Annotated in this window: 20 protein-coding genes and 2 pseudogenes; 11 read left to right on the top strand and 11 right to left on the bottom strand. The window is 50.0% G+C overall.

All coding sequences use genetic code 11. The features are described from left to right. Positions 1-10 precede the first annotated feature (10 nt). The 3 genes from araH to otsA all read left to right on the top strand — a co-directional run bounded on the left by araH (position 11) and on the right by otsA (position 3,352). On the top strand, positions 11-991 hold the full coding sequence (gene araH, locus CDA56_RS09385) for an L-arabinose ABC transporter permease AraH (RefSeq protein ID WP_025106114.1): 981 nt from the start codon (positions 11-13) through the stop codon (positions 989-991). A gap of 158 nt (positions 992-1,149) precedes the next feature. Beyond that, positions 1,150-1,953, top strand: a complete 804-nt coding sequence (otsB, locus tag CDA56_RS09380) for a trehalose-phosphatase (protein ID WP_049069088.1) — start codon at positions 1,150-1,152, stop codon at positions 1,951-1,953. Continuing rightward, positions 1,928-3,352, top strand: a complete 1,425-nt coding sequence (gene otsA, locus CDA56_RS09375) for an alpha,alpha-trehalose-phosphate synthase (protein ID WP_103815000.1) — start codon at positions 1,928-1,930, stop codon at positions 3,350-3,352. The genes otsB and otsA overlap by 26 nt, the downstream gene beginning before the upstream one ends. A 26-nt stretch (positions 3,353-3,378) precedes the next feature. On the opposite strand, the gene uspC is transcribed toward otsA, so the two are convergent. Beyond that, on the bottom strand, positions 3,379-3,807 hold the full coding sequence (gene uspC, locus CDA56_RS09370; protein WP_049079995.1) for a universal stress protein UspC: 429 nt from the start codon (positions 3,805-3,807) through the stop codon (positions 3,379-3,381). 102 nt (positions 3,808-3,909) lie between these two features. Then, positions 3,910-4,095, bottom strand: a complete 186-nt coding sequence (locus tag CDA56_RS30885; protein ID WP_158413359.1) for a hypothetical protein — start codon at positions 4,093-4,095, stop codon at positions 3,910-3,912. 76 nt (positions 4,096-4,171) lie between these two features. Here CDA56_RS30885 and CDA56_RS09360 point away from each other — a divergent pair, with 76 nt between their 5' ends. Continuing rightward, positions 4,172-5,755 (top strand): MFS transporter, encoded by a 1,584-nt coding sequence (locus CDA56_RS09360; protein WP_009652039.1) that lies wholly within the window; start codon positions 4,172-4,174, stop codon positions 5,753-5,755. Between the two features lie 4 nt (positions 5,756-5,759). Beyond that, entirely contained in the window at positions 5,760-6,899 is a 1,140-nt protein-coding gene (gene bglB / locus CDA56_RS09355; RefSeq protein ID WP_014229860.1) for a beta-galactosidase BglB, read from the top strand. Positions 6,900-7,019: 120 nt separating this feature from the next. On the opposite strand, the gene argS is transcribed toward bglB, so the two are convergent. Continuing rightward, a complete protein-coding gene (argS, locus tag CDA56_RS09350; RefSeq protein WP_025106115.1) occupies positions 7,020-8,753 on the bottom strand; it encodes an arginine--tRNA ligase in 1,734 nt (577 codons plus the stop codon). Between the two features lie 229 nt (positions 8,754-8,982). On the opposite strand from argS, the gene CDA56_RS09345 reads away from it, so the two are divergent. Together CDA56_RS09345 and cutC are read left to right on the top strand one after the other, a co-directional pair. Then, entirely contained in the window at positions 8,983-9,552 is a 570-nt protein-coding gene (locus CDA56_RS09345) for a VOC family protein (RefSeq protein WP_032720340.1), read from the top strand. Positions 9,553-9,628: 76 nt separating this feature from the next. Beyond that, entirely contained in the window at positions 9,629-10,372 is a 744-nt protein-coding gene (gene cutC, locus CDA56_RS09340; protein WP_103814998.1) for a copper homeostasis protein CutC, read from the top strand. A gap of 223 nt (positions 10,373-10,595) precedes the next feature. Here cutC and cmoB read toward each other — a convergent pair whose 3' ends face one another. The 4 genes and pseudogenes from cmoB to CDA56_RS09320 form a co-directional block, all read right to left on the bottom strand. Beyond that, complete coding sequence (gene cmoB / locus CDA56_RS09335; protein ID WP_004852151.1) at positions 10,596-11,618, bottom strand: tRNA 5-methoxyuridine(34)/uridine 5-oxyacetic acid(34) synthase CmoB; 1,023 nt, start codon at positions 11,616-11,618, stop codon at positions 10,596-10,598. Then, positions 11,615-12,358: a carboxy-S-adenosyl-L-methionine synthase CmoA gene (gene cmoA / locus CDA56_RS09330; RefSeq protein ID WP_009652021.1), complete on the bottom strand. Its 744-nt coding sequence runs from the start codon at positions 12,356-12,358 to the stop codon at positions 11,615-11,617. The genes cmoB and cmoA overlap by 4 nt, the downstream gene beginning before the upstream one ends. A 39-nt stretch (positions 12,359-12,397) precedes the next feature. Next, the gene (locus tag CDA56_RS09325) at positions 12,398-12,793 is read right to left on the bottom strand and encodes an MAPEG family protein (protein WP_025106117.1); all 396 of its coding nucleotides are present in this window, start codon (positions 12,791-12,793) and stop codon (positions 12,398-12,400) included. A gap of 53 nt (positions 12,794-12,846) precedes the next feature. Beyond that, positions 12,847-13,194: pseudogene (locus CDA56_RS09320) on the bottom strand (DUF72 domain-containing protein); the annotation flags it as partial. 52 nt (positions 13,195-13,246) lie between these two features. On the opposite strand from CDA56_RS09320, the gene CDA56_RS09315 reads away from it, so the two are divergent. Together CDA56_RS09315 and CDA56_RS09310 are read left to right on the top strand one after the other, a co-directional pair. Next, positions 13,247-14,803, top strand: a complete 1,557-nt coding sequence (locus CDA56_RS09315) for a recombinase family protein (protein ID WP_103814996.1) — start codon at positions 13,247-13,249, stop codon at positions 14,801-14,803. Positions 14,804-14,857: 54 nt separating this feature from the next. After that, a complete protein-coding gene (locus CDA56_RS09310; RefSeq protein ID WP_038421098.1) occupies positions 14,858-15,181 on the top strand; it encodes a hypothetical protein in 324 nt (107 codons plus the stop codon). Positions 15,182-15,259: 78 nt separating this feature from the next. Here the strand turns inward: CDA56_RS09310 and CDA56_RS09305 are convergent, their stop codons facing one another. Together CDA56_RS09305 and CDA56_RS09300 are read right to left on the bottom strand one after the other, a co-directional pair. Continuing rightward, positions 15,260-16,183 carry a hypothetical protein gene (locus CDA56_RS09305; protein ID WP_024622760.1) on the bottom strand — a complete coding sequence of 308 codons (924 nt, stop codon included), beginning with the start codon at positions 16,181-16,183 and terminating at the stop codon, positions 15,260-15,262. A 291-nt stretch (positions 16,184-16,474) separates the two neighbouring features. Further along, positions 16,475-16,810, bottom strand: coding sequence for a hypothetical protein (locus tag CDA56_RS09300; protein WP_038421099.1), 336 nt, complete (start codon positions 16,808-16,810; stop codon positions 16,475-16,477). A 229-nt stretch (positions 16,811-17,039) separates the two neighbouring features. On the opposite strand from CDA56_RS09300, the gene CDA56_RS09295 reads away from it, so the two are divergent. Both CDA56_RS09295 and CDA56_RS09290 read left to right on the top strand, forming a co-directional pair. Further along, a complete protein-coding gene (locus tag CDA56_RS09295; protein WP_032667372.1) occupies positions 17,040-17,594 on the top strand; it encodes a recombinase family protein in 555 nt (184 codons plus the stop codon). A 909-nt stretch (positions 17,595-18,503) separates the two neighbouring features. Then, the gene (locus tag CDA56_RS09290; RefSeq protein ID WP_038421100.1) at positions 18,504-19,088 is read left to right on the top strand and encodes a hypothetical protein; all 585 of its coding nucleotides are present in this window, start codon (positions 18,504-18,506) and stop codon (positions 19,086-19,088) included. Between the two features lie 376 nt (positions 19,089-19,464). Here the strand turns inward: CDA56_RS09290 and CDA56_RS31230 are convergent. Both CDA56_RS31230 and CDA56_RS09280 read right to left on the bottom strand, forming a co-directional pair. Then, a pseudogene (locus CDA56_RS31230) lies at positions 19,465-20,259 on the bottom strand (Shedu immune nuclease family protein). A 212-nt stretch (positions 20,260-20,471) separates the two neighbouring features. Next, positions 20,472-20,801, bottom strand: coding sequence for a hypothetical protein (locus CDA56_RS09280; RefSeq protein WP_004848053.1), 330 nt, complete (start codon positions 20,799-20,801; stop codon positions 20,472-20,474). Between the last annotated feature and the right edge of the window lie 618 nt (positions 20,802-21,419).

Genomic DNA, 21,419 nt, shown 5'->3' with positions numbered 1-21,419 from the left:
GGAGTCTATGATGTCATCAGTTACCACTTCAGGTACTACCCGGTCGGCTTTTAGCTTCTCCCGCATTTGGGATCAGTTCGGCATGCTGGTTGTTTTCGCGGTGCTGTTTATTGGCTGCGTGATTTTTGTGCCTAATTTTGCCTCGTTTATTAATATGAAAGGCCTGGGGCTGGCTATTTCTATGTCCGGAATGGTGGCCTGCGGAATGCTGTTTTGCCTGGCATCGGGGGATTTCGATCTGTCGGTCGCCTCGGTTATCGCCTGTGCCGGTGTGACCACGGCGGTGGTGATTAACCTGACGGAGAGCATGTGGGTGGGGATCGGCGCCGGTCTGCTGCTCGGCGCGCTGAGCGGCCTGGTCAATGGTTTTGTGATTGCCCGCCTGAAGATTAACGCCCTGATCACCACCCTGGCCACCATGCAGATCGTCCGCGGTCTGGCCTATATCATCTCTGACGGTAAAGCGGTTGGGATTGAAGACGAGCGTTTCTTTACCCTCGGCTACGCCAACTGGTTTGGCCTGCCAGCGCCTATCTGGCTGACCGTTGCCTGCCTGATTGTCTTCGGCCTGTTGTTGAATAAAACCACCTTTGGCCGCAATACCCTGGCGATTGGCGGTAACGAAGAAGCGGCGCGTCTGGCGGGCGTGCCGGTAGTGCGCACCAAGATCATCATTTTCGTCCTTTCCGGCCTGGTTTCCGCGGCGGCAGGCATTATCCTGGCTTCACGAATGACCAGCGGACAGCCGATGACCTCGATTGGCTATGAGCTGATTGTCATCTCGGCCTGCGTGCTGGGGGGCGTATCGTTGAAAGGCGGGATCGGTAAGATCTCCTACGTGGTGGCCGGGATCCTGATCCTGGGAACGGTAGAGAATGCGATGAACCTGCTCAATATCTCGCCATTCTCGCAGTATGTCGTACGCGGCGTGATTTTACTGGCGGCGGTGATCTTCGACCGCTACAAACAGAAAGCGAAACGAGCCGTTTGATTCGTCCAACTTTTCAGTTTAATCCTAATCCATTGCCAGCGCTCGTTGCGCTGGCAATGACTATCAAAAATGGCGAGGCTGGTCACACTGTCTATACTTACATGGCTACAATTATTTAACACCCAGCATGTTGCTGGCCATGATAAGGAGGAAACAGGGTGGCTGACCAGATTTATGTACCGCCTGCGTTAACCGGAAACTGCGCTTTTTTCTTTGACCTCGACGGTACCCTTGCCGGTATCAAACCCCATCCCGATCAGGTGGTCATTCCTGCCGATGTTTTGCAGTCGCTGCGCCAGCTCGTGCAGCAGCACAACGGCGCGGTGGCATTGATTTCAGGGCGCTCAATGGTTGAGCTGGATGAGCTTACCCGTCCTTACCGGCTGCCGCTTGCCGGTGTCCACGGGGCTGAACGCCGTGATATCAATGGTAAAACGCATATTGTCTCTTTACCGGATTCTCTCCAGAAGGCGCTCTCTGCGGAACTGACCGCGGCGCTGGATGACTTGCCGGGATGCGAACTGGAAAGTAAGGGGATGGCCTTTGCTCTGCACTACCGACAGGCGCCGGAGCATCAGCACGCGGTGCTGGAGCTGGCGCAGGCCGTCGTGCAGCGCCATCCCATTCTGGCGTTACAGCCGGGTAAGTGCGTGGTGGAGATCAAACCGCGCGGAGTGAATAAAGGTGAAGCGATAGCCGCTTTTATGCAGGAAGCTCCATTCAGCGGGCGCAGGCCGGTGTTTGTCGGTGATGACTTAACCGATGAAGCGGGTTTTAGCGTCGTCAATCAACTGAGTGGCGTATCGGTCAAAGTGGGCGGCGGTGAGACCCAGGCGCACTGGCGCCTGCCGGATGTCGCCGCTGTTCATCTTTGGATTAGTAACATCGCGAATCATGGGCAACAACCAGATGCGCTAACCGACAGGAGAGATGGCTATGAGTCGCTTAGTCGTAGTATCTAATCGTATTGCCCCGCTGGATGACAAAAAGGCCAGCGCCGGTGGCCTTGCCGTGGGGATTATGGGGGCATTAAAAGCAGCCGGAGGACTGTGGTTCGGCTGGAGTGGGGAAATCGGTGACGACCAGCAGCCGTTAAAAAAAGTGAAGCAGGGGAATATCACCTGGGCTTCCTTTAACCTTAGCGAGCAGGATCACGACGAATATTACAACCGCTTTTCCAATGCCGTTTTATGGCCCGCCTTCCACTATCGTCTCGATCTGGTCGATTTTCAGCGTGAAGCCTGGGAAGGCTATCAGCGCGTCAACGCAACGCTGGCGGATAAACTGCTGCCGCTGATCGAACCTGACGATATCGTCTGGATCCACGATTACCACCTGCTGCCGCTGGCCAGCGAACTCCGCCAGCGCGGGGTCAATAATCGCATCGGCTTCTTTTTACATATTCCGTTCCCGACGCCGGAAGTCTTTAACGCGCTCCCGCCGCACGCGGAGCTGCTTGAACAGCTGTGCGATTACGATTTACTGGGTTTCCAGACCGAGAGCGATCGCCTGGCGTTTCTCGATTGCGTATCTATGCAGACTCGCCTGACGACGCGCGACGGCAAAAAGCATGTGGCCTGGGGGAAACCTTTCCACACCGAAGTCTATCCGATCGGTATCGATCCGGAAGAGATTGCGCGGAGCGCAAAAGGGCCGCTGCCGCCGAAGCTGGCGCAGCTGAAGAGCGAACTGAAAAGCGTGCAGAATATCTTTTCCGTTGAGCGGCTGGACTATTCCAAGGGGCTGCCGGAGCGTTTTCTGGCCTACGAGGCGCTGCTGGAGAACTATCCGCAGCATCACGGCAAGATTCGCTATACCCAGATTGCGCCGACGTCGCGCGGCGATGTTCAGGCCTACCAGGATATTCGTCATCAGCTTGAAACCGCGGCCGGCCGCATTAATGGCCGATATGGCCAGCTGGGCTGGACGCCGCTTTATTACCTGAACCAGCACTTTGAACGCAAGCTGCTGATGAAAATCTTCCGCTACTCGGACGTCGGTCTGGTTACGCCGCTGCGCGATGGGATGAATCTGGTGGCGAAAGAGTATGTGGCCGCGCAGGACCCGCAAAATCCTGGCGTGCTGGTGCTGTCGCAGTTTGCCGGCGCGGCGAACGAGCTGCCGACGGCCTTAATCGTCAATCCTTACGATCGCGACGAGGTCGCGGCTGCGCTGGACCAGGCGTTAACCATGCCGCTGGCCGAGCGTATTGCCCGCCATTCGGCCATGCTGGCGGTGATTAAAGATAACGATATTCATCGCTGGCAGGAGCGGTTTATTGCCGATCTAAAGGAGATTGAGCCAGGAAGTGAGGAGAGCCACTTAGCGCGCAAGGTCGCGACCTTCCCCAAGCTCGCCTGAGACGATCGCGGTTAGCGCTTTCGGCGCTAACCTTTTTCCAGACACACCAGCAGCACGTCAACGCCGCTGCTGCACACGATATCTTTCGCCGAACAGGTGGCGCGAGAAAACAGGCTCTGGTTGTGGTTGCCGCAAATCACCAGGTCAACGCGGTGCCGCTGGCAAAAATCCTTCACATGGTGGGCAATCCCGCCGCTGGCGATAGTCATTTTCTCTATCGGGTAGTCGGCGTGGCGGGCGAGCTCGGCCAGAAAGCCGCGCGTCTCCTCCTGCATCACTTCACGTAAATTTTCCATCATTGGCGCCGCAAACTGGTTATACAGCTCCGGGTCCGTTGCCAGGGTAATCAGGCTGACCTTCGCATTGACCGGACGGGCGATGGAGACGGCTTTCTGAATGAGGACCCGGCTTTCCGGGGTTGGCGCCACGGCGACCAGCAGATGTGAGTAGGGCATCAAGCCTCCTTGAGATACGCGAAACAACCCTTTTCTATTGTCTTTACTCCCATTCCTTAGCTTTCGCAAGGTTTATCCGCAGCGAAATAACGCGCCCAGATTTCACTCCGCCGTGCGCCATTTTGGTGGTCGCTTCGCAATTTTTGGTCCGATCTTTTGTATTAAAAGAAACGCTGTTTTATAAATCAGTGAGGCGCGTTCATCGACTCTTTGTGTTTTTGCCATTGAACGCTTTTGGCTGGCAAAAATGAAAAGGTAACGCCGTTCCCATGTTCTTAATGTAGCCATGTATCAACCCCCTTTTGGCTGAATGGGCCAAAACGCGGTTCGGAGTTCTCTAAAAAAAGACACAGGATTTACGGCGATGAAAACACGTAAAATCGGTTTGGTTAACTACCTTGCCTATGGATCGGGCGATTTCCTTGGTGCGGGAACGACCGCACTCACAGCAGCATGGCTGCTCTACTTCTACACCACCTTTTGCGGTCTTTCCCCTATCGAGGCGACGCTTATTTTTGCCACCGCCAGGGTTCTGGATGCGGTAATCAGTCCGCTGATGGGCTTTCTGACGGATAACTTTGGCTCAACCTGGCTGGGGAAACGTTTTGGCAGGCGTAAGTTCTTCATCCTGCTCGGCATCCCCTGCGTGTTTAGCTACTCCATCATGTGGGTAGGGGATATGGGGTTCTGGTACTACCTGCTGACCTATCTTCTTTTTGATATTGTCTACACCATGATTCTGGTGCCGTATGAAACGCTGGTACCGGAAATGACCGATGATTTTAAACAGAAAACCAAATTCTCCGGCGCGCGTATTTCTATGGCGCAGATGTCGGCGATTCTGGCTTCCTTCCTGCCGGGCGTTCTGCTGACTATCTTTGGTAAGGACAACGCCGTTTCTTTCTTCTATGCCAGCCTGGTGTTCTCGGTGCTGTGCGCCATGATGCTGACCTTCGTCTGGTTCTTTACCTGGGAACGCCCGCGTGAAGAGTGGACGGAGGCCGCGCTGCGCGCCGAAGAGGAGAAACAGAACCTGAGCCTGTCGCAGAGTCTTAACCGCCTGTTCATTGAGTTAAGTTCGACCCTGCGCATTAAAATTTTCCGTCAGCATCTGGGGATGTATCTGGGCGGCTATATCGCCCAGGATGTCTTCAATGCGGTCTTTACCTACTATGTGGTGTTTGTCCTGATGCAGGAAGCCTCAATGGCTTCTAACCTGCTCGGAACCATGGCGATCTTCCAGTTTATTGCGGTTATCGCCATGATCCCGCTGTGTATTCGCTTCGGGCCGGCGCCATCGTATCGCATGGTGGTGGTGCTGTTCGGCCTGAGTTCGCTCTCTTACGCGGTGCTGTACTACGCTGGCCTCAGCGATGTCTATTCGCTGCTGCTGCTGATATCCGCAGTGGCGGGCCTGGGCCGCGGCGGCATCAACTACGTTCCGTGGAACACCTACACCTATATTGCCGACGTGGACGAAGTGATCACCGGCCAGCGCCGCGAAGGCATCTTTGCCGGGATCATGACCCTGACGCGTAAAGCTTCCCAGGCCGGAGCGGTGATGCTGGTGGGGATCATCATGCAGATGTCGGGCTTTGTCTCCGGACAGAAAACGCAGCCCTATGAAGTGAGCCATACCATTCTGCTGATCCTCAGCGTGGGCACCTTACTGGTGCTGGCCTGCGGTTTCCTCGTTTCCCTGCGCTTTAAGCTCAATCTGCAAACCCACAGCGTCCTGCGCGCGGAAACGCTGAAAATGCGTGAATCCGGTCGCGCTCAGCCAGAACTGGCCAGCGCCGGGGATCGTGAGGTGGTGGAGATGCTGGCCGGGATGCCGTACGACGCCCTGTGGGGAAACAACAATATTGGTTATCTGAATCGGAATAAACCCGCCGCGCCAGCGCTGAAGCCGCGTTCAGCCATGAATTCGACATATAACAGAGGTTAAGGATATGAAAGTTTGGCCTGTCAAACATAGCCCACTACTGCGCCAGCCGGAGCGTTTTATCGCCCGCAATGAACTGCAGGCGCTGATTCAGAAGGTGACGCACAATCTGGTCAACATTAAGGACGAAAGCGGGCAATTTTTACTGCGGCTGGACGACGGACGCGTTATCGACACCAAAGGGTGGAACGGCTGGGAGTGGACTCACGGCGTCGGCCTGTACGGTATTTATCAGTATTACCAGCAGACCGGCGATACGGCGATGCGCGACATTATTGATGGCTGGTTTGCCGACCGCTTTGCCGAAGGCGCGACCACCAAAAACGTCAACACCATGGCGCCGTTTCTCACCCTGGCTTACCGCTACGAAGAGACGGGCAACCCCGCGTATCTGCCCTGGCTCGATAGCTGGGCGGAGTGGGCGATGAACGAAATGCCGCGCACTGAGTCTGGCGGCATGCAGCACATCACCCTGGCGGAAGAGAATCATCAGCAGATGTGGGACGACACGCTGATGATGACGGTTCTGCCGCTGGCGAAAATCGGCAAGCTGCTTAATCGTCCGCAATACGTAGAGGAGGCGGTATATCAGTTTCTGCTGCACGTGCAGAATCTGATGGACCGTGAGACCGGCCTGTGGTTTCACGGCTGGAGCTACGAGGGGCGGCATAATTTCGCCCACGCTCGCTGGGCCCGCGGCAATAGCTGGCTGACTATCGTTATTCCGGATTTCCTGGAGCTGGTGGATTTACCCGAGAACAGCGCGGTACGGCGTTATCTGGTGCAGGTGCTGAATGCGCAGATTGCGGCGCTGGCCCGCTGTCAGGACGATAGCGGCCTGTGGCATACGCTGCTTGACGATCCTGACTCCTATCTGGAAGCGTCGGCGACCGCCGGTTTTGCTTATGGGATCCTCAAAGCGGTGCGCAAGCGCTACGTGAGCCAGGCGTATGCGGAGGTTGCGGAAAAAGCGATTCGCGGCATCGTGCAGAATATCTCAGCGCAAGGGGAGCTGCTGCAAACGTCGTTCGGTACCGGCATGGGTTCGAATCTGGATTTTTATCGCGACATTCCGCTGACGTCGATGCCGTATGGCCAGGCGATGGCGATCCTGTGCCTGACGGAGTATCTGCGGAAGTATTTCTGAGAAGGGCGGAATTTCCCCGGTGGCGCTTACGCTTACCGGGGATACAATGATGCTGCAGGTCTGATGAGCGTGGCGCCATCAGGCGTTATAAACCAAACCCGGCTTTCGCCGGGTTTGGTTTTACATCCGTTCTACGGTTTCGATACCCAGGGTATCCAGACCCAGCTTCAGCGTTTTCGCCGTCAGCAGCGCCAGCTTCAGGCGGCTGTTGCGCGTCTCTTCGCTTTCGGCGCTCAGGATCGGGCAGTGCTCGTAGAAGCCGGAGAACAGACCCGCCAGATCGTACAGGTAAGAACACATCACGTGCGGCGTGCCTTCACGCGCGACGACCGTCAGGGTTTCTTCAAACTGCAGCAGACGGGCCGCCAGCTGGGCTTCGCGCTCTTCGGTGATGACCACCGGCGCCGCCGCCAGCGCGCTTTCATCGATATCCGCTTTGCGGAACACGGAGAGCACGCGGGTATAGGCATACTGCATATAAGGCGCGGTATTGCCCTCAAAGGCCAGCATGTTGTCCCAGTCAAAGATGTAGTCGGTGGTGCGGTTTTTAGACAAGTCGGCATATTTCACCGCGCCGATCCCGACCGCGTTCGCCAGTTTTTCCAGCTCATCGGCGGGCATCTCCGGGTTTTTCTCCGCCACCAGACGGCGTGCGCGCTCCAGCGCTTCGTCCAGCAGGTCGGCGAGCTTCACGGTACCGCCGGCGCGGGTTTTAAACGGTTTGCCATCTTTGCCGAGCATCATGCCGAACATGTGGTGCTCCAGCGGGACGGAATCCGGCACGTAGCCGGCTTTACGCACGATGGTCCACGCCTGCATCAGGTGCTGGTGCTGGCGAGAGTCGATGTAGTAAAGCACGCGATCCGCATGCAGATTCTCGTAGCGGTATTTTGCGCAGGCGATATCGGTGGTGGTGTAAAGGTAGCCGCCATCCTTCTTCTGGATGATGACGCCCATCGGTTCACCTTCCTTGTTTTTGTACTCATCAAGGAATACCACGGTCGCGCCTTCGCTTTCTACCGCCAGACCTTTGGCTTTCAGATCGGCAACGATACCCGGCAGCATCGGGTTATAGAGGCTTTCACCCATCACGTCGTCGCGGGTCAGGGTAACGTTGAGGCGGTTATAGGTTAACTGGTTTTGCGACATGGTGATGTCGACCAGCTTGCGCCACATTTCGCGGAAGTACTCGTCGCCGCCCTGCAGCTTAACGACATAGCTGCGCGCGCGCTCGGCGAAGGCTTCATCTTCATCGTAGTGTTTTTTCGCTTCGCGATAGAAACCTTCGAGGTCGGCCAGCGCCATTTCACCGGCGTTTTCCTGCTGCTGTTTTTCCAGGTACGCGATGAGCATGCCGAACTGGGTGCCCCAGTCGCCCACGTGGTTAGCGCGGATCACTTTATGGCCGAGAAACTCCAGCGTACGCACCGCGGCGTCGCCAATAATGGTGGAGCGCAGATGGCCTACGTGCATCTCTTTCGCCACGTTCGGCGCGGAGTAATCGACGACTACCGTCTGCGCCTGCGGCTGAGCCACACCCAGACGTTCCGATTTCAGCGCGCTGCTGACGTTTTCCGCGAGGAAGGCCGGATCGAGGAAAATATTAATAAAGCCAGGGCCGGCGATCTCTACCTTATTGGCAATCCCGCTCAGATCGAGATGAGACAGTACCTGCTCTGCAAGTTGTCGCGGCGCCATGCCCAGTTTTTTGGCAACGGCCATCACGCCGTTGGCCTGATAGTCGCCGAACTGGACTTTTGCTGACTGGCGGACCTGAGGTTCGCAATCGGCAGACGCGCCTGCCGCGATCAGGGCCTGACTGACTTTTTCTGAGAGAAGAGCCTGAATATTCACCGAAACACCTTACGTTAACACGCCGTCACCCTGATGGGGCGGCGCGGGAATGTGGACAAATTAGGGCAGGAGTATACTGCATTTGCACCCACGCGTCAGCACCGCGCGGAGGTTGCTGAGCCTCGCGCTCAACGAATAACCGTTCGCGGGACGCTGCCGGCGATTGCCGGTTGGTCGGTCGCGGAAAACGCGATAGATTAGCGCTTTTTAGCGAGTACCGAGGCTTACGATGGCGAACTGGCAGCAGATAGATGAACTGAACGATATTTCCGCGGACCTGCCGCGCTTTACCGAGGCGCTGAACGCGCTTGCTCACCGGCTCGGTCTCGATATTACGCCCCATGACGCCGACCATATTTCCCTGCGCTGTCACCAGAACGCTACGGCGGAGCGCTGGCGTCGCGGCTTTGAACAATGCGCTACTCTGCTGTCGGAAAATGTCATTAACGGTCGACCCATCTGCCTGTTCAGGCTGGATGAGCCGGTGGTCGTGGCGCACTGGCGTTTTAGCGTCGTTGAACTGCCGTGGCCGGGCGAAAAGCGCTATCCGCATGAAGGCTGGGAGCATATTGAAATCGTTCTGCCGGGCGATCCTGAAACGCTCAATACCCGCGCGCTGGCGCTGCTTTCCGATGAAGGGCTGGGCCAGCCGGGCATTTTTGTGAAGACCAGCGCGCCGAAAGGAGAGCGTGAGCGTTTACCGAATCCGACCCTGGCGGTAACGGATGGCAAAGTGACGATCAAATTTCACCCGTGGTCGATTGAGCAAATTGTCGCCAGCGAACACGCTGAACGATAACAGTGTGAAGCGACGCGGCGTCTGTCGGAAGAAATCGTGACATTCTGTAGTGCCTGCCCTATCGACGGAGAGAAGAATGACCTTACTGGAAGTCTGTTGTTACAGCATGGAGTGCGCGCTGGAGGCCCAGCGCCGGGGCGCCGATCGCATCGAGCTATGCGCCGCGCCGCGGGAGGGAGGGCTGACGCCTTCGCTGGGGGTACTGAAATCGGTGCGTGAAGCGGTGACCATTCCCGTTCATCCGATTATTCGCCCGCGCGGCGGTGATTTTTGCTATACCGCCGGCGAATTTGCCGCGATGCTTGATGATGTGGCCGCGGTGAAGGATCTCGGTTTTCCCGGCATGGTGATCGGCGTTCTGGACGCCGACGGTCGGGTGGACAGGGCGCGAATGAAAAAAATAATGGCGGCGGCGGGAACCCTGGCCGTCACCTTTCATCGGGCCTTTGATATGTGCGCCGACCCGCGCCAGGCCAGCGCTGAGCTGGCTGAACTCGGCGTTCAGCGTATCCTGACTTCGGGCCAGCAGTCTTCAGCCGAAAAAGGAATTTCATTAATCAGGGAACTTATTTCCCAAAGCGATACTCCTATTATTATGGCCGGTGCAGGCGTCCGCGCCGCCAACCTGCCGCTATTTTTGCAGGCAGGGGTAAAAGAGGTGCATACCTCGGCAGGCCAGTGGTTACCGTCCCCGATGCGCTTTCGCAATCCAGGACTGTCGATGTCTACGGATGCCGAAGCAGATGAATACTTACGCTACGCCGTCAATGGCGAAGCGGTAGCGGAAATGAAGAAGATTATTTCCGCACAGAGAGATTAAAACCCTAAATAATTCGAGTTGCGAGAAGGCGGCGACGCAGGGGATCCACAGGAACTTACTCAAGTAAGTGACTGGGGTGAGCGAGGAAAGCCAACGCACATGCAACTTGAAGTATGACGGGGATAAACCGTTTTTTGCTGCACATCATGTCGCCCAATATGATGATTGCCCGTACCAGGCCCCTGCCCATTAAACAGGGGCCTTTTTTTATCCTGAAAACGCGTTAACCAGGCTGCTTGTCGGCCCGCTTTTTCGCCGCCAGGGACTGTTCTGTTTCCGGTTTGGTGGCAATAAGCACCGCGCGCAGCGGGGCAGGGTAGCCTTCGCGGGTTTTGCTGCTGTCCTGCGGATCGAGGAAGTCGGCCAGCGACTCGGTGGTCATCCACTCGGTGCGGCGCTGCTCTTCGGTGGACGTCACGCACGCGTCGACGATGCGTACATCGATAAACCCGCATTTCTCCAGCCACTGCTTTAGCGCGGCGGCAGAAGGGATAAAGTAGACGTTGCGCATCTGCGCATAGCGATCGCCCGGCACCAGCACGGTATTTTCATCGCCCTCGACGACCAGCGTCTCCAGCACCAGTTCGCCGCCGGGAACCAGCTGATCTTTGAGCTGCCACAGGTGATCGAGCGGGGAGCGGCGGTGGTACAGCACGCCCATCGAAAAGACGGTATCAAAGGCGTTCAGCGCCGGAAGCTGCTCAATGCCCAGCGGCAGCAGATGCGCGCGCTGATCGTTGCCCAACAGTTTTCGCACCGCTTCAAACTGGCAAAGGAACAGCTGGGTGGGATCGATGCCTACCGCCAGACGAGCCCCGGCGCCAATCATCCGCCACATGTGGTATCCGCTGCCGCAGCCGACATCAAGGATGGTACGTCCGGTGAGGTCGGAAAGGTGCGGCAGTACGCGTTCCCACTTCCAGTCGGAACGCCATTCGGTGTCGATATTCACGCCGTAAAGCGACCAGGGCCCTTTACGCCACGGCATCAGATTCTTCAGCAGGTTTTCAATCCGCAGACGCTGACCGTCGCCCAGCGGCGTTTCGCTCTCCGCGGTGACGCTGTGCAGCAGATCCAGTCGGTAGGGCGAAAACTCGGGCAGAAACTCGACGGCCCGCTCCCATTCCCGGTATTTCCCGTGCAGCGCGTCACGCTGCCAGGCCGCCACCTGGGCGGGCAGCGTCTCCAGCCAGTGCGACAGCGGGCTTTTGGCAATCAACTGATAAAAGTTGCTGAAATCAATCATGCCTGGTCCCCGGATTTTACGGCGATTAACGATCCGAAGTTAAAGCACTGGAACCACAGTTCGGCATGTTCGAAACCGGCCTTGCGCAGGCGCGCTTTGTGGGTTTCCACGGAATCGGTGAGCATCACGTTTTCCAGCATGCTGCGCTTTTGGCTGATTTCCAGCTCGCTATAGCCGTTGGCGCGTTTGAAATCATGATGCATGTTGAACAGCAGTTCGCCGACGTTGTCATCTTCGAAGCTGAATTTTTCCGACAGCACCAGCGCGCCGCCCGGATTGAGTCCCTGATAGACCTTATCAAGAATGGCCTGGCGTTCGCCCGGTTCGAGAAACTGGATGGTGAAGTTCAGCACCACCATCGAGGCGTTTTCTATCGTGACGTGGCGAATATCGCCTTCAATCACTTCGACCGGCGTCGGCGCCTTATAGGCGTCAATATGGCGACGGCAGCGTTCGACCATGGCCGGCGAATTATCAACGGCGATGATTTTGCAGCCGGCATGCGCAATATTGCGGCGCACGGACAGCGTGGCTGCGCCAAGCGAGCAGCCGAGATCGTAAACCTGGGTATCCGGCTGAACGAAACGTTCCGCCAGCATGCCGATCATGGAAATGATATTGGAATAGCCGGGAACAGAGCGCTGGATCATATCCGGGAAGACTTCAGCAACCCGTTCATCAAAGGTCCAGTCGCCGAGGCTGGCAATCGGCGCGGAAAAAAGCGTATCGCGGTGAGACATAACGTTAAACCCGAAAAATCGAAAACGGCGTATTGTGCGCTAACGGACGGAGAAAACCAACTCCCAGGGCATATACCAGAAGTTCGCCAGCACCATCAGCAACAACGAACACCACGTCGCGCTCATGCCGGAACGACGCCAGCGGTAAAGACGATGATGAAAGCCATAGGAGTGCATCAGGCGCCCGGCGATCAGTAAAATACCGCAGACGTGGACCATCCAGGTCTGCGCGCCGTTCATTTCCATAAACAGCAGCAGAATCAGGCCAATGGGAATATATTCCACCGCGTTCCCGTGCACGCGTATAGCAACCTGCAGTTCGCTAAAACCGCCGTCGCCGTAGCCAACGCGATATTGCGTCCTCAGTCGTACAACGTCCCAGGAAAACTTAATAAGCAATAACGCACCTAAAACCGCATACAGCGCGCTGACCATACTCAAAACTCCCTTTTATCGCTTCCGGTGGCTCAATTGAGGATAGCAGGATATCAGAAAAGAGAGGTTTGCTGCGGAATTGAAGGTGCCGCCCCTATTTCCGGTAGGGCGGCGCGCAGATCGCTCCACAGGGTGTCGACCAGTTCCGGCGCCTGGGCGATATCCGGGGTATGGAGGAACAGGTACGGCGTGGTTGTCTGCGCCCATTTTGGCAGCGTGCGTAACCACACGCTAAACAGCTCACGATTTTGCGCCATGTCATCGCTGCCGATAAAACGCACCATCGGATGGTGGGCCGTCACCAGCGCATGGACGGGAACTTTTGGCTTCTTTCTTTGCGCGTCGAGCATCGCCGGGCTGCGGGCGACGGCGCTATGAACCGGACGGCTATCCAGGATTACACCTTTCTTATGATACACTTCTTCAATCTCTTCATAGCTCATCATAAACACCATGCCAAAAGCAATCTCATACATACGATTTTCTACAAAGATTCAATCAGTTGGTGATTCTACTAAGCGTCAAAGCAAGTACATTAACGATTGGTTAAAAAGGAATCCTGATTACTATTTAGACGAATCATTACGCTTTCAGGATTTAGGTATAAGCGGCTTCTCAGGAGCGAATGCTAAGTCTGGTGCGTTCGGTGAATTCTTAGCCGCTGTTGAATCTGGATATATTGAATCGGGGTCAGTCCTACTTGTCGAATCTTTGGACAGAGTTTCACGACAGGACATCGACACAGCAGGAGAGCAGCTTAGAAAGATTCTCAGGTCTGGTGTTGAAGTGGTGACCCTTGTCGATAACGAGTGGTATACGAGAGACAGTCTGAAAGATTCACTGAGCATGATTAAAGCAATGCTGGTCATGGAAAGAGCACATGAAGAATCAGCGATGAAATCCACCCGTTTAAGGTCTGTATGGGCTGCTAAGAGGGAACGGGCTGCTAAAGGTGAAATCATGTCTAAGCGTTGTGCAGCATGGTTAAAGGTCTCTGAAGACCGTTCACACTTTGAATTCATCCCTGAGAATGTGAAAGCTGTTCAACGTGTCTTTCAGCTAAGGTTAGAGGGCTTGTCTCACGTCAAGATAGCCAAACAAATGAATGATGAAGGTTTTTCAACCCTGAACCAGTTCAAATCCGTTACAGGTGGCTGGTCTCAATCGTCGGTCACTGAGTTACTTTCAAACCGTTCAGTGATTGGTTTCAAAGTTCCTTCTAAATCAATGGCTGTAAAGGGGGTTTCAGAGATACCAAACTATTACCCCTCAATAATCACCGATGAACAATTCTACGCTGTACAGCAGCTTAAACAGGGTTCAGGGCGTAAACCTTCCTCTGACCTACCTTTGCTAACAAATCTCTTCAAAGGGGTTCTCAGGTGCTCTGAGTGTGGCTTTATTGTCGTTGTTGCGGGTGTCTCTGCTAAAAGGTCTGGTATTTACAAATGCTCAATGAAGAGTGAAGGGCGCTGTAATAGTGTTGGGTTCAGCAGATTGCAGACTGACCGCGCATTGGTTCAGGGGCTGCTTTACAATACTAACCGTCTTGCCCTAAATCGTGATAATGGCTCTGCTATAGGCTCTCTTCAAAGTGAGTTAGAACAGCTTCAGAAACAGCGTGAGAGGCTCATTAAGCTGGCTATGCTGGCAGATGATACCGAATCTATGGCTAAGGATTTGAAAGCCCTGAATAGCCAGATTAAGGACGCTGAAAAGGCCGTTTCAGAGGTTCATCAGAGAGAGCAATCAAGCCAGCTTGAGACAATAAGCCATCTTGATTTAACCGTGAAGAAAGACCGGATAGAGGCTCAAATTATCATCAAACGGATAGTGAAAGAAATCCGGCTTAACACGGCTGGAAAGAAATGTGATGTCTTCTTACACAACGGCTTGAAGCTGCTTAACTTCCCACTTGATAGGGTGGTTGACGGTGAAATCTTCTTAGAAGTCTTGCCAGTGTTAGAGGCTGATGAGTTCGATTTTGACACTTACAGGATGATTGAGTAAGCCCTCTAAAGAAGGTAACTTATTGCTCAAACAAAAATATTCTCAGGGGTGGTTATGGCTAACAAAAAACATAGTGCGTTTAAAGCTCTTTCAATGGGCTTTGAAAAAGTTCTTGATGAACGTGGTTATGATGACGGTGCTTATTATGTCAAGGATGGCAAGATTTGGATTTTTGATATTGTAGCTTTAAAGCAAAAATTAGGTGTCTCTTCAAATGAAGAATTAGAGGCACAAGATTATGATGTTGAGACATACCTTTCACTGGAAAAAGAGCCGAATGAATTAGCAGCACTATATGAAGATATAGCTGTTGAAGATGGTGAAGCGGTTTATCTTGAAGGTGGAATGTATCTTTATCCTGATGGCTCAATTCGCTGATTAGTCCCTTTTAAAAGGATGCCTTAATAAGTATTGGTTCGGTGAATGAATAGGGGCGAAATAGCCCCTTCTGAAGGTTTAATAGTTATCCCTCACTACTTCATCATACCTTTCTATAAATGTTAACTGTTTGTTGCTGTCACGATAAGTGTCAAGCCATTTATCTATAGCTTCATCAAATAAAAATAGAAAGTCTGTAAAGTTCAAATAAACAATGTCAGCGTGACACTGAGTTGGGTGGCCTCTTTTGCAAACAGCAATACTAAGGCGGCGCTCTTTACCTTGTGTCACCTTATGTGAATTCAGGTTAGTCATGTGTAAGAGTGAATTTCTTAACTCATATAACTCATCAGATGTTATTTCAAGTTTTTTAATTTCTGAGTAAGTATCAAGCCAGTTTTGGAAAACCCTTTTGGAATTACCATATTCAATGTAAGCAATGGTGTCAATGAAGGACATTAACAGTTTGAAACTAGACAGATAATGTTTTTCATTAAAAAGCATTCTGATGGGCTTCATATGGTCGTCATTGAGTAATTTCTTAATATGAAAACCATCTTCTTTCATGTAATCATCAAGGTAATCAGGGAAGTTTTTAACACCTTCTATGTGGTGATGGGGCATGTGCTTATGCCTTAGTTGTTCAGACAATGATAGTTGGATGTGATAATGAAGTTTACCTTCTACTACTGGCGTAACAATAGATAAAGGGTGAAGGGGGGCATTCATGGCCTGTAGAGCTAATTCAAAAGGGGATAAATTGTTTCCTACCCTCATATTTGAATTATATCTTGCGAGAGTTAGTTGTTTGTCACCATCAAGCACAGAAGGGTGAATGTCATGAAATGACCTACAAGAAGCTAAATCAGTGTCTAACTGCTTGCGTAAAAATTCCAGTTTTTGATTATCGTCACCATCTCTTTCATGCGCAACGATTCCGCAATGTGTGATGTGAACTCCATCAGGACAAAAGCAGAAGATGTTATAAATGGTTTCTTTCATTTCCTTTGAAGCTCCTTATGCTGTGTCATCCTTATCATCTTAGTGAAAAGTTAGTTTGTGAGACAGTTATTTAGCCGCTATGGTTAGCCAGATTTCCTTTTCGATTCTTGAAATTTCCATAGTGACCCCTTCAATGACTTGCTAACGCTGAAGAATAGCCGTTTAGATGGCTAAATTAACAGTGAAAAACAGTGTTCATAGATAGCTTAAAAACACCTATCGAAACCACCATTATCAATAGCTGCAGCCTATTAACTGTTCTTTATTCAGAACAGGCATTATTCAGTGAATTTAATCCTGTTTAAATTTCTTCTTTGCTCCAAAGTAACCGCCAGCAGTTGAGGCCGCTATATAGGTAATCATAATCTGAATGGTGTTGCGGGAAACATCCGACACAAAGTCATCATCAAAGATGCTTATATAGCCATCCGACGTATCAGCAACACGCTGAATCAGGTCAATAAGCAATATGTGATTCAGATATAAAAAGGCTGCAACGTTACAGATGGTGAGCACCCACCCCAACTTGCTTAACTTTTTACCTTTACACCATAAGTATGAGGTTATACCGCAACAGAACGAACAATAACCGATGATTGGGGCAATCAATGCCGCAGTGTGTAACATGCTCTTACCGTCTATGTTAGGGGGCTATCAAGTGGCTTTTAAGATAATTGATTGGTCATGTGGTTACAATCAACCCTCAGTCGATGCAGTCTCAAAAGGAAGTGGTTTTGATACCCCTGAAAAGAGTCTCTGAGGGTGTGATTAGGCCGTCTCAAAAGGTTGATTTTTAGTTTTGATACATGTATTATTTTGAGACTAGGTTTTGAGACAACTTTCAGGGAATCACCATATGTCATCTGTAATCGCCTACGTTCGTGTATCAACTTCTGACCAGACTATTGAGAATCAGAAGCAGCAGATTAAAGAAGCTGGCTATCAGGTTGGTAAGTGGTTTTCTGATGAGGCTGTTTCCGGTGGCATTAAGGCAACAGAGCGTAAAGGGTTCGGTGACCTGCTGAACTATGTCCGTGAAGGTGACACGCTAATCGTTATCGCTATTGACCGCTTAGGCCGTAACACTATTGATGTTCTCTCAACAGTTGAGACTTTACAGGCTAAAGGTGTGAAGGTTATCAGTCTCCGTGAAGGATTCGACCTGTCTACACCAGTTGGTAAGGCTATGCTCACTATGATGGCGGGATTGGCTTCTTTAGAGAAAGATTTGATAGCAGAGCGCAGAACAGCAGGGATTAAACGTGCTCAGTCTGAAGGGGTTCACTGTGGCAGACCGATTAAAGCAACCGCTGAACAGGTTCAGGAACTAATTGGACAGGGGATGTCGCCAAAGCAGGTACAGGATGAGTTACAAATTAGTAAGGCGACTTTCTATCGACTGAACAAGTAACAATTAGATTGTGATTCATAGTGCCCCTTAATTGGGGCTTTTTTATGTCTGACGTTTATCAGGAGCCCTGTAACGCATTCTAAGCAGTCTTTATATTATCCTGTGGGTTAGGGTTACCATCATTAAATAATCGCTTAGAACGCTGTGCAGGCTCAGATATGTTCATTTTTTGCCATTGGTACGGAACCTTTGAAAAGGGCGCTACTAAGCAGAGAGATTCAGACTATCCAAAATCTTCAAAGTTGCTCTAGATATGCTGAAAGTTTCCGGTAAAGCTGAAATAAAAATAGGTCTGGAAATTTTTTAGAAAAATAATATTTGTGAAAATTCATCCACCAGCTTCAAAGCCTCTTTCACGGATCCCGATATGGTTTACTGTCAAGGCTACGAGGTGGAACCAGAATCACCGATGAGCGAAGCAAGGTGAGGTTAGAAGGGCTTCTTTAAAGAACTCTTAAAAGATACTCAGAGACAAGAAGATGAAAAACAAAGAACAAAAAGAATCTGTTAAGAGGTTTTTAGGGTAGCATAAAAAACAATCAATTACAATCGGTTGATGTAAATAAATCATGGTGATTCAGGGCGCTAGCCCTCTTAAAATTCCTTTTCAATCAATCTGTACAATCCCCTTCTAACGCGGTTCAACGGTTCCCCCTTTGGGCGGGAGAACCTACCGCAAACACCCTATACCAGCCCTGCATACGCAGCCTCTGAAAAGTAACCTTTTCCAAGCGCCTGAATAGTATCCTTCCAGTTATATATACCGGACTTCAATGTAATTGATTTATAAGGTTTTTTCATTTAATGAAATCTAAAAGCGCCTGTCACAAATTGTTAATAATGTTGACAATTTGTTAAATTTAGGTTAGTATGGTTTATTAGATAACGAATTGAGGTATCCACTATGTAATGCACAAAGCTAAAGTATTCAATGGAGTCAAGACTCCGGCTGGAAAGCCAATCACAGGTAAAGGCTTCTTCTCAGATGACCACGATTTAATAGACACCCCCGAATACCGCGAATCTCTTAAAAACACCCTCATCGAATTAGGTTACAGCAGCTTCAATACACCATTACCCGCAAGCAATAAATCTTACCGCAGAAGAGGAACGCCCCGTAAGGCTATGGAGAATACACTTCAGCAATATTTTATTGATAAAGACTCAGTAAGTAACCTTCCTTCAAAAGTTGAGGATGTATTCACAGGTTGCGTTAATAGCTGTCCAGATAAGCTATCCCCATTTTTCTGCTTTAATTTAATGAAGCGATTAAGCGTTATTACAGCAGCCGCTGTAGAGGATGAAACAGGCTTTAGTAAAAGCTGGTGTAATGATATTACTCAGGCATTACAGTTAGCAATCACAATGATTGAACATTGCCATGATAAAGGTGAAATTCAGGTAATGTTTAACAGTGACTATGAAAACGATAGATTCGATTCTGACAGGGAATTAGAAGACATCCTTGATTTACACATTCAAAAGGCAGCATAACAATGAATCACACATTAACACATATTGGTGAGCCAGCTTACCAGCAATTAAAGGCACTGGCTGAACACTTTGAAGTAAGTATTCCACAAGTCATCACTCTAATTATCAAAGGAGTCATTTAAATGAACAGGACAAAAGCAGTCCGAATTAAAAAGACCGATAATCAACTGGTGAAACTGAAAGCAGTTAATGCTGGAGCAACCATCAGAAAGACTCTGGAAAGTATGATTCTAATGTCCTATGTGAAACACATTAATGTTATTTGAAAGAGGGTGTTCCAGTATGCTGAGAATGTATCAAGCTCATGACAATACTCGAAACACCACGATAATTATTTTATTTGTTATAATGCTATCCTTCCTTATTACAAGTACATCTACAATGCTGAGAGAAGCTTATCTTCTATTACTTCAGCACTTCTGACAATGTAGCGCGACCTCTCAAGCAACTCATCATAAAACAAGATATCTATATTTTTTAGATTCCTCCTATAAAGCTCGAGGGTTTTCCTTTTAATTAGTTTTTCTCGCTCATTACCCTCAATTGAAGATAATGAACCTATAATTAAAATGCATTCTGTATCAAATGTATCTTCATGTATAAGTTCACCATCTGTAGTGTAATTTCTAGACTGAGATTCAACCTCCCAATTTGCCTTTTGCGCCAATATCTGACTAACAGCGTCGGTTAATTCACTGGATAAGAACCATGTATCAGAGCGCCCTTATCGCTTAGTGAAAAGTTTTGTTGTTGGTGTTTTTAATTCCACAATCTTGGTGAATCTTGAGTCAGATATAAGAAAATCAGCAATTACATCATTTCCGCCGTTTAAATCAGTTCTTGATATGTGAGCTTCCCTTTGAAGAATTTTTAGGAATTTATACTTTAAGCCATAACCAAAAATCCATTCATTGGTTTCAAAAAAACGTTGCCAGTCTGCCTCCTTATAACTATCAGGCTCAGTGAGCATTTTTTCGTAGGTCTCGAGAGATTCCTTTCTCCCTAATATTGTATTGATGTCATTATTGGTTAACTTACTGCTTACAAGGTGCTGCAAGGCCATAACTAATGAATTATTATCAGCGTGTTCAAGAATGCTGATTATCTCATTATAATTATCTCTGACCTCAATGAATCTTCCAGTCTTTGAAGAAGTGCTATCACATACCATGCTATAGCTGGATAGATGGCTATAGAGATTTTGAAGATTTTGTATTGTCAGCTTACATGTGAATTTGGGTGTGCCAGTCTTAGCACAGTGTGCAAAGAAATTGGCACATAAGGAATCCACTTCTTTAGCGTTAGCATCAAGACCAGAAATGTTTAGCATAAGCTCACTTGATTCATCTGAGCCTATGAGGAAAGAGTGATTCAGGCTCATTTTCAAACCTTAGCAATTACATTCTTATAGCCGTCGTACTCAGGGTTATATTTATCATTGATTGGGAATTGGGGTTCACCTTCGAGAATTGTGATATTTGATAGAGACTCTATATCAAACATTCTGAACTCAGGGAAATCAGGCTCGCTGTCTGTTACGCCGGATGTCTGGACAATGTGCAATTTAGTGGATTCGGTGCCATCTTTTTTTCTCATTATGAAGATTGCATGAACGTTTCCAATTCTCTCGCCCGGTGTTTTTCCTGGCTTGTTGTAATGAAATGAGATTGGTTTGCGTCTTTGAACTGAATCTCTCAAAACCTGTAAACTCATAATAACAATCCTTATATGGGTGCTACATTGTTTCGGTTTGTCTATCATTTGAACGTACTTTTTGTACGTGATTGTGATAGCAGTTTTTGACAGGATGTGTCAATTCATTTCTAACGGCATCACACGTAACATAACGCAGACTTGTTGTTAACTGAATGTCTTTATGTGGATAAGTCATTGTAAATCATAATGTTGTGATTTTGTGTAATGAGGGGCTTTCAACTTTTTTAGCGTAGTTCAAACGAGTTTTAGACGAAACAAAAAAGTAATGAGGGTTGTGATTTACATATCTGTTTGGGTTTTACAGAATGCTATTCCCGTGAGATAATTGTTTTATCTGGTTTGCTAAATCTCAAAATCAACTGGTACAGGTCGTTCAAGAGGTATTTGAGAAAGCAATGTAAAGGGCTACTCTAATGAGTGGCCTTTTTTTTATTTGTCTTAGAAAGGGATTCGGTTATGAATGAAGACATACTACAAAGTTACAAGAAAAACCTGTCACACTATCAATGTTGAATTAAGAAAGATTGGTGATTTACTAAATCGAACTCCCAACAAGCAATATCATATTAAAAAAATGATGACAAAATCTACCCGCTTATTACTCATCAAAGCAAT

The organism is Klebsiella michiganensis, from assembly GCF_002925905.1.
Classification (GTDB): domain Bacteria; phylum Pseudomonadota; class Gammaproteobacteria; order Enterobacterales; family Enterobacteriaceae; genus Klebsiella; species Klebsiella michiganensis.
Note: the sequence above shows the minus strand (reverse complement) of the source record. Positions and strands in the feature narration are given on the sequence as shown.

Coding starts and splice junctions, on each gene's coding strand:
- araH (WP_025106114.1), top strand. CDS start 11: ATGTCATCAGTTACCACTTCAGGTACTACCCGGTCGGCTTTTAGCTTC.
- otsA (WP_103815000.1), top strand. CDS start 1,928: ATGAGTCGCTTAGTCGTAGTATCTAATCGTATTGCCCCGCTGGATGAC.
- uspC (WP_049079995.1), bottom strand. CDS start 3,807: ATGCCCTACTCACATCTGCTGGTCGCCGTGGCGCCAACCCCGGAAAGC.
- CDA56_RS30885 (WP_158413359.1), bottom strand. CDS start 4,095: ATGGCTACATTAAGAACATGGGAACGGCGTTACCTTTTCATTTTTGCC.
- CDA56_RS09360 (WP_009652039.1), top strand. CDS start 4,172: ATGAAAACACGTAAAATCGGTTTGGTTAACTACCTTGCCTATGGATCG.
- bglB (WP_014229860.1), top strand. CDS start 5,760: ATGAAAGTTTGGCCTGTCAAACATAGCCCACTACTGCGCCAGCCGGAG.
- CDA56_RS09345 (WP_032720340.1), top strand. CDS start 8,983: ATGGCGAACTGGCAGCAGATAGATGAACTGAACGATATTTCCGCGGAC.
- cutC (WP_103814998.1), top strand. CDS start 9,629: ATGACCTTACTGGAAGTCTGTTGTTACAGCATGGAGTGCGCGCTGGAG.
- cmoB (WP_004852151.1), bottom strand. CDS start 11,618: ATGATTGATTTCAGCAACTTTTATCAGTTGATTGCCAAAAGCCCGCTG.
- cmoA (WP_009652021.1), bottom strand. CDS start 12,358: ATGTCTCACCGCGATACGCTTTTTTCCGCGCCGATTGCCAGCCTCGGC.
- CDA56_RS09325 (WP_025106117.1), bottom strand. CDS start 12,793: ATGGTCAGCGCGCTGTATGCGGTTTTAGGTGCGTTATTGCTTATTAAG.
- CDA56_RS09315 (WP_103814996.1), top strand. CDS start 13,247: ATGCCAAAAGCAATCTCATACATACGATTTTCTACAAAGATTCAATCA.
- CDA56_RS09310 (WP_038421098.1), top strand. CDS start 14,858: ATGGCTAACAAAAAACATAGTGCGTTTAAAGCTCTTTCAATGGGCTTT.
- CDA56_RS09305 (WP_024622760.1), bottom strand. CDS start 16,183: ATGAAAGAAACCATTTATAACATCTTCTGCTTTTGTCCTGATGGAGTT.
- CDA56_RS09300 (WP_038421099.1), bottom strand. CDS start 16,810: ATGTTACACACTGCGGCATTGATTGCCCCAATCATCGGTTATTGTTCG.
- CDA56_RS09295 (WP_032667372.1), top strand. CDS start 17,040: ATGTCATCTGTAATCGCCTACGTTCGTGTATCAACTTCTGACCAGACT.
- CDA56_RS09290 (WP_038421100.1), top strand. CDS start 18,504: ATGCACAAAGCTAAAGTATTCAATGGAGTCAAGACTCCGGCTGGAAAG.
- CDA56_RS09280 (WP_004848053.1), bottom strand. CDS start 20,801: ATGAGTTTACAGGTTTTGAGAGATTCAGTTCAAAGACGCAAACCAATC.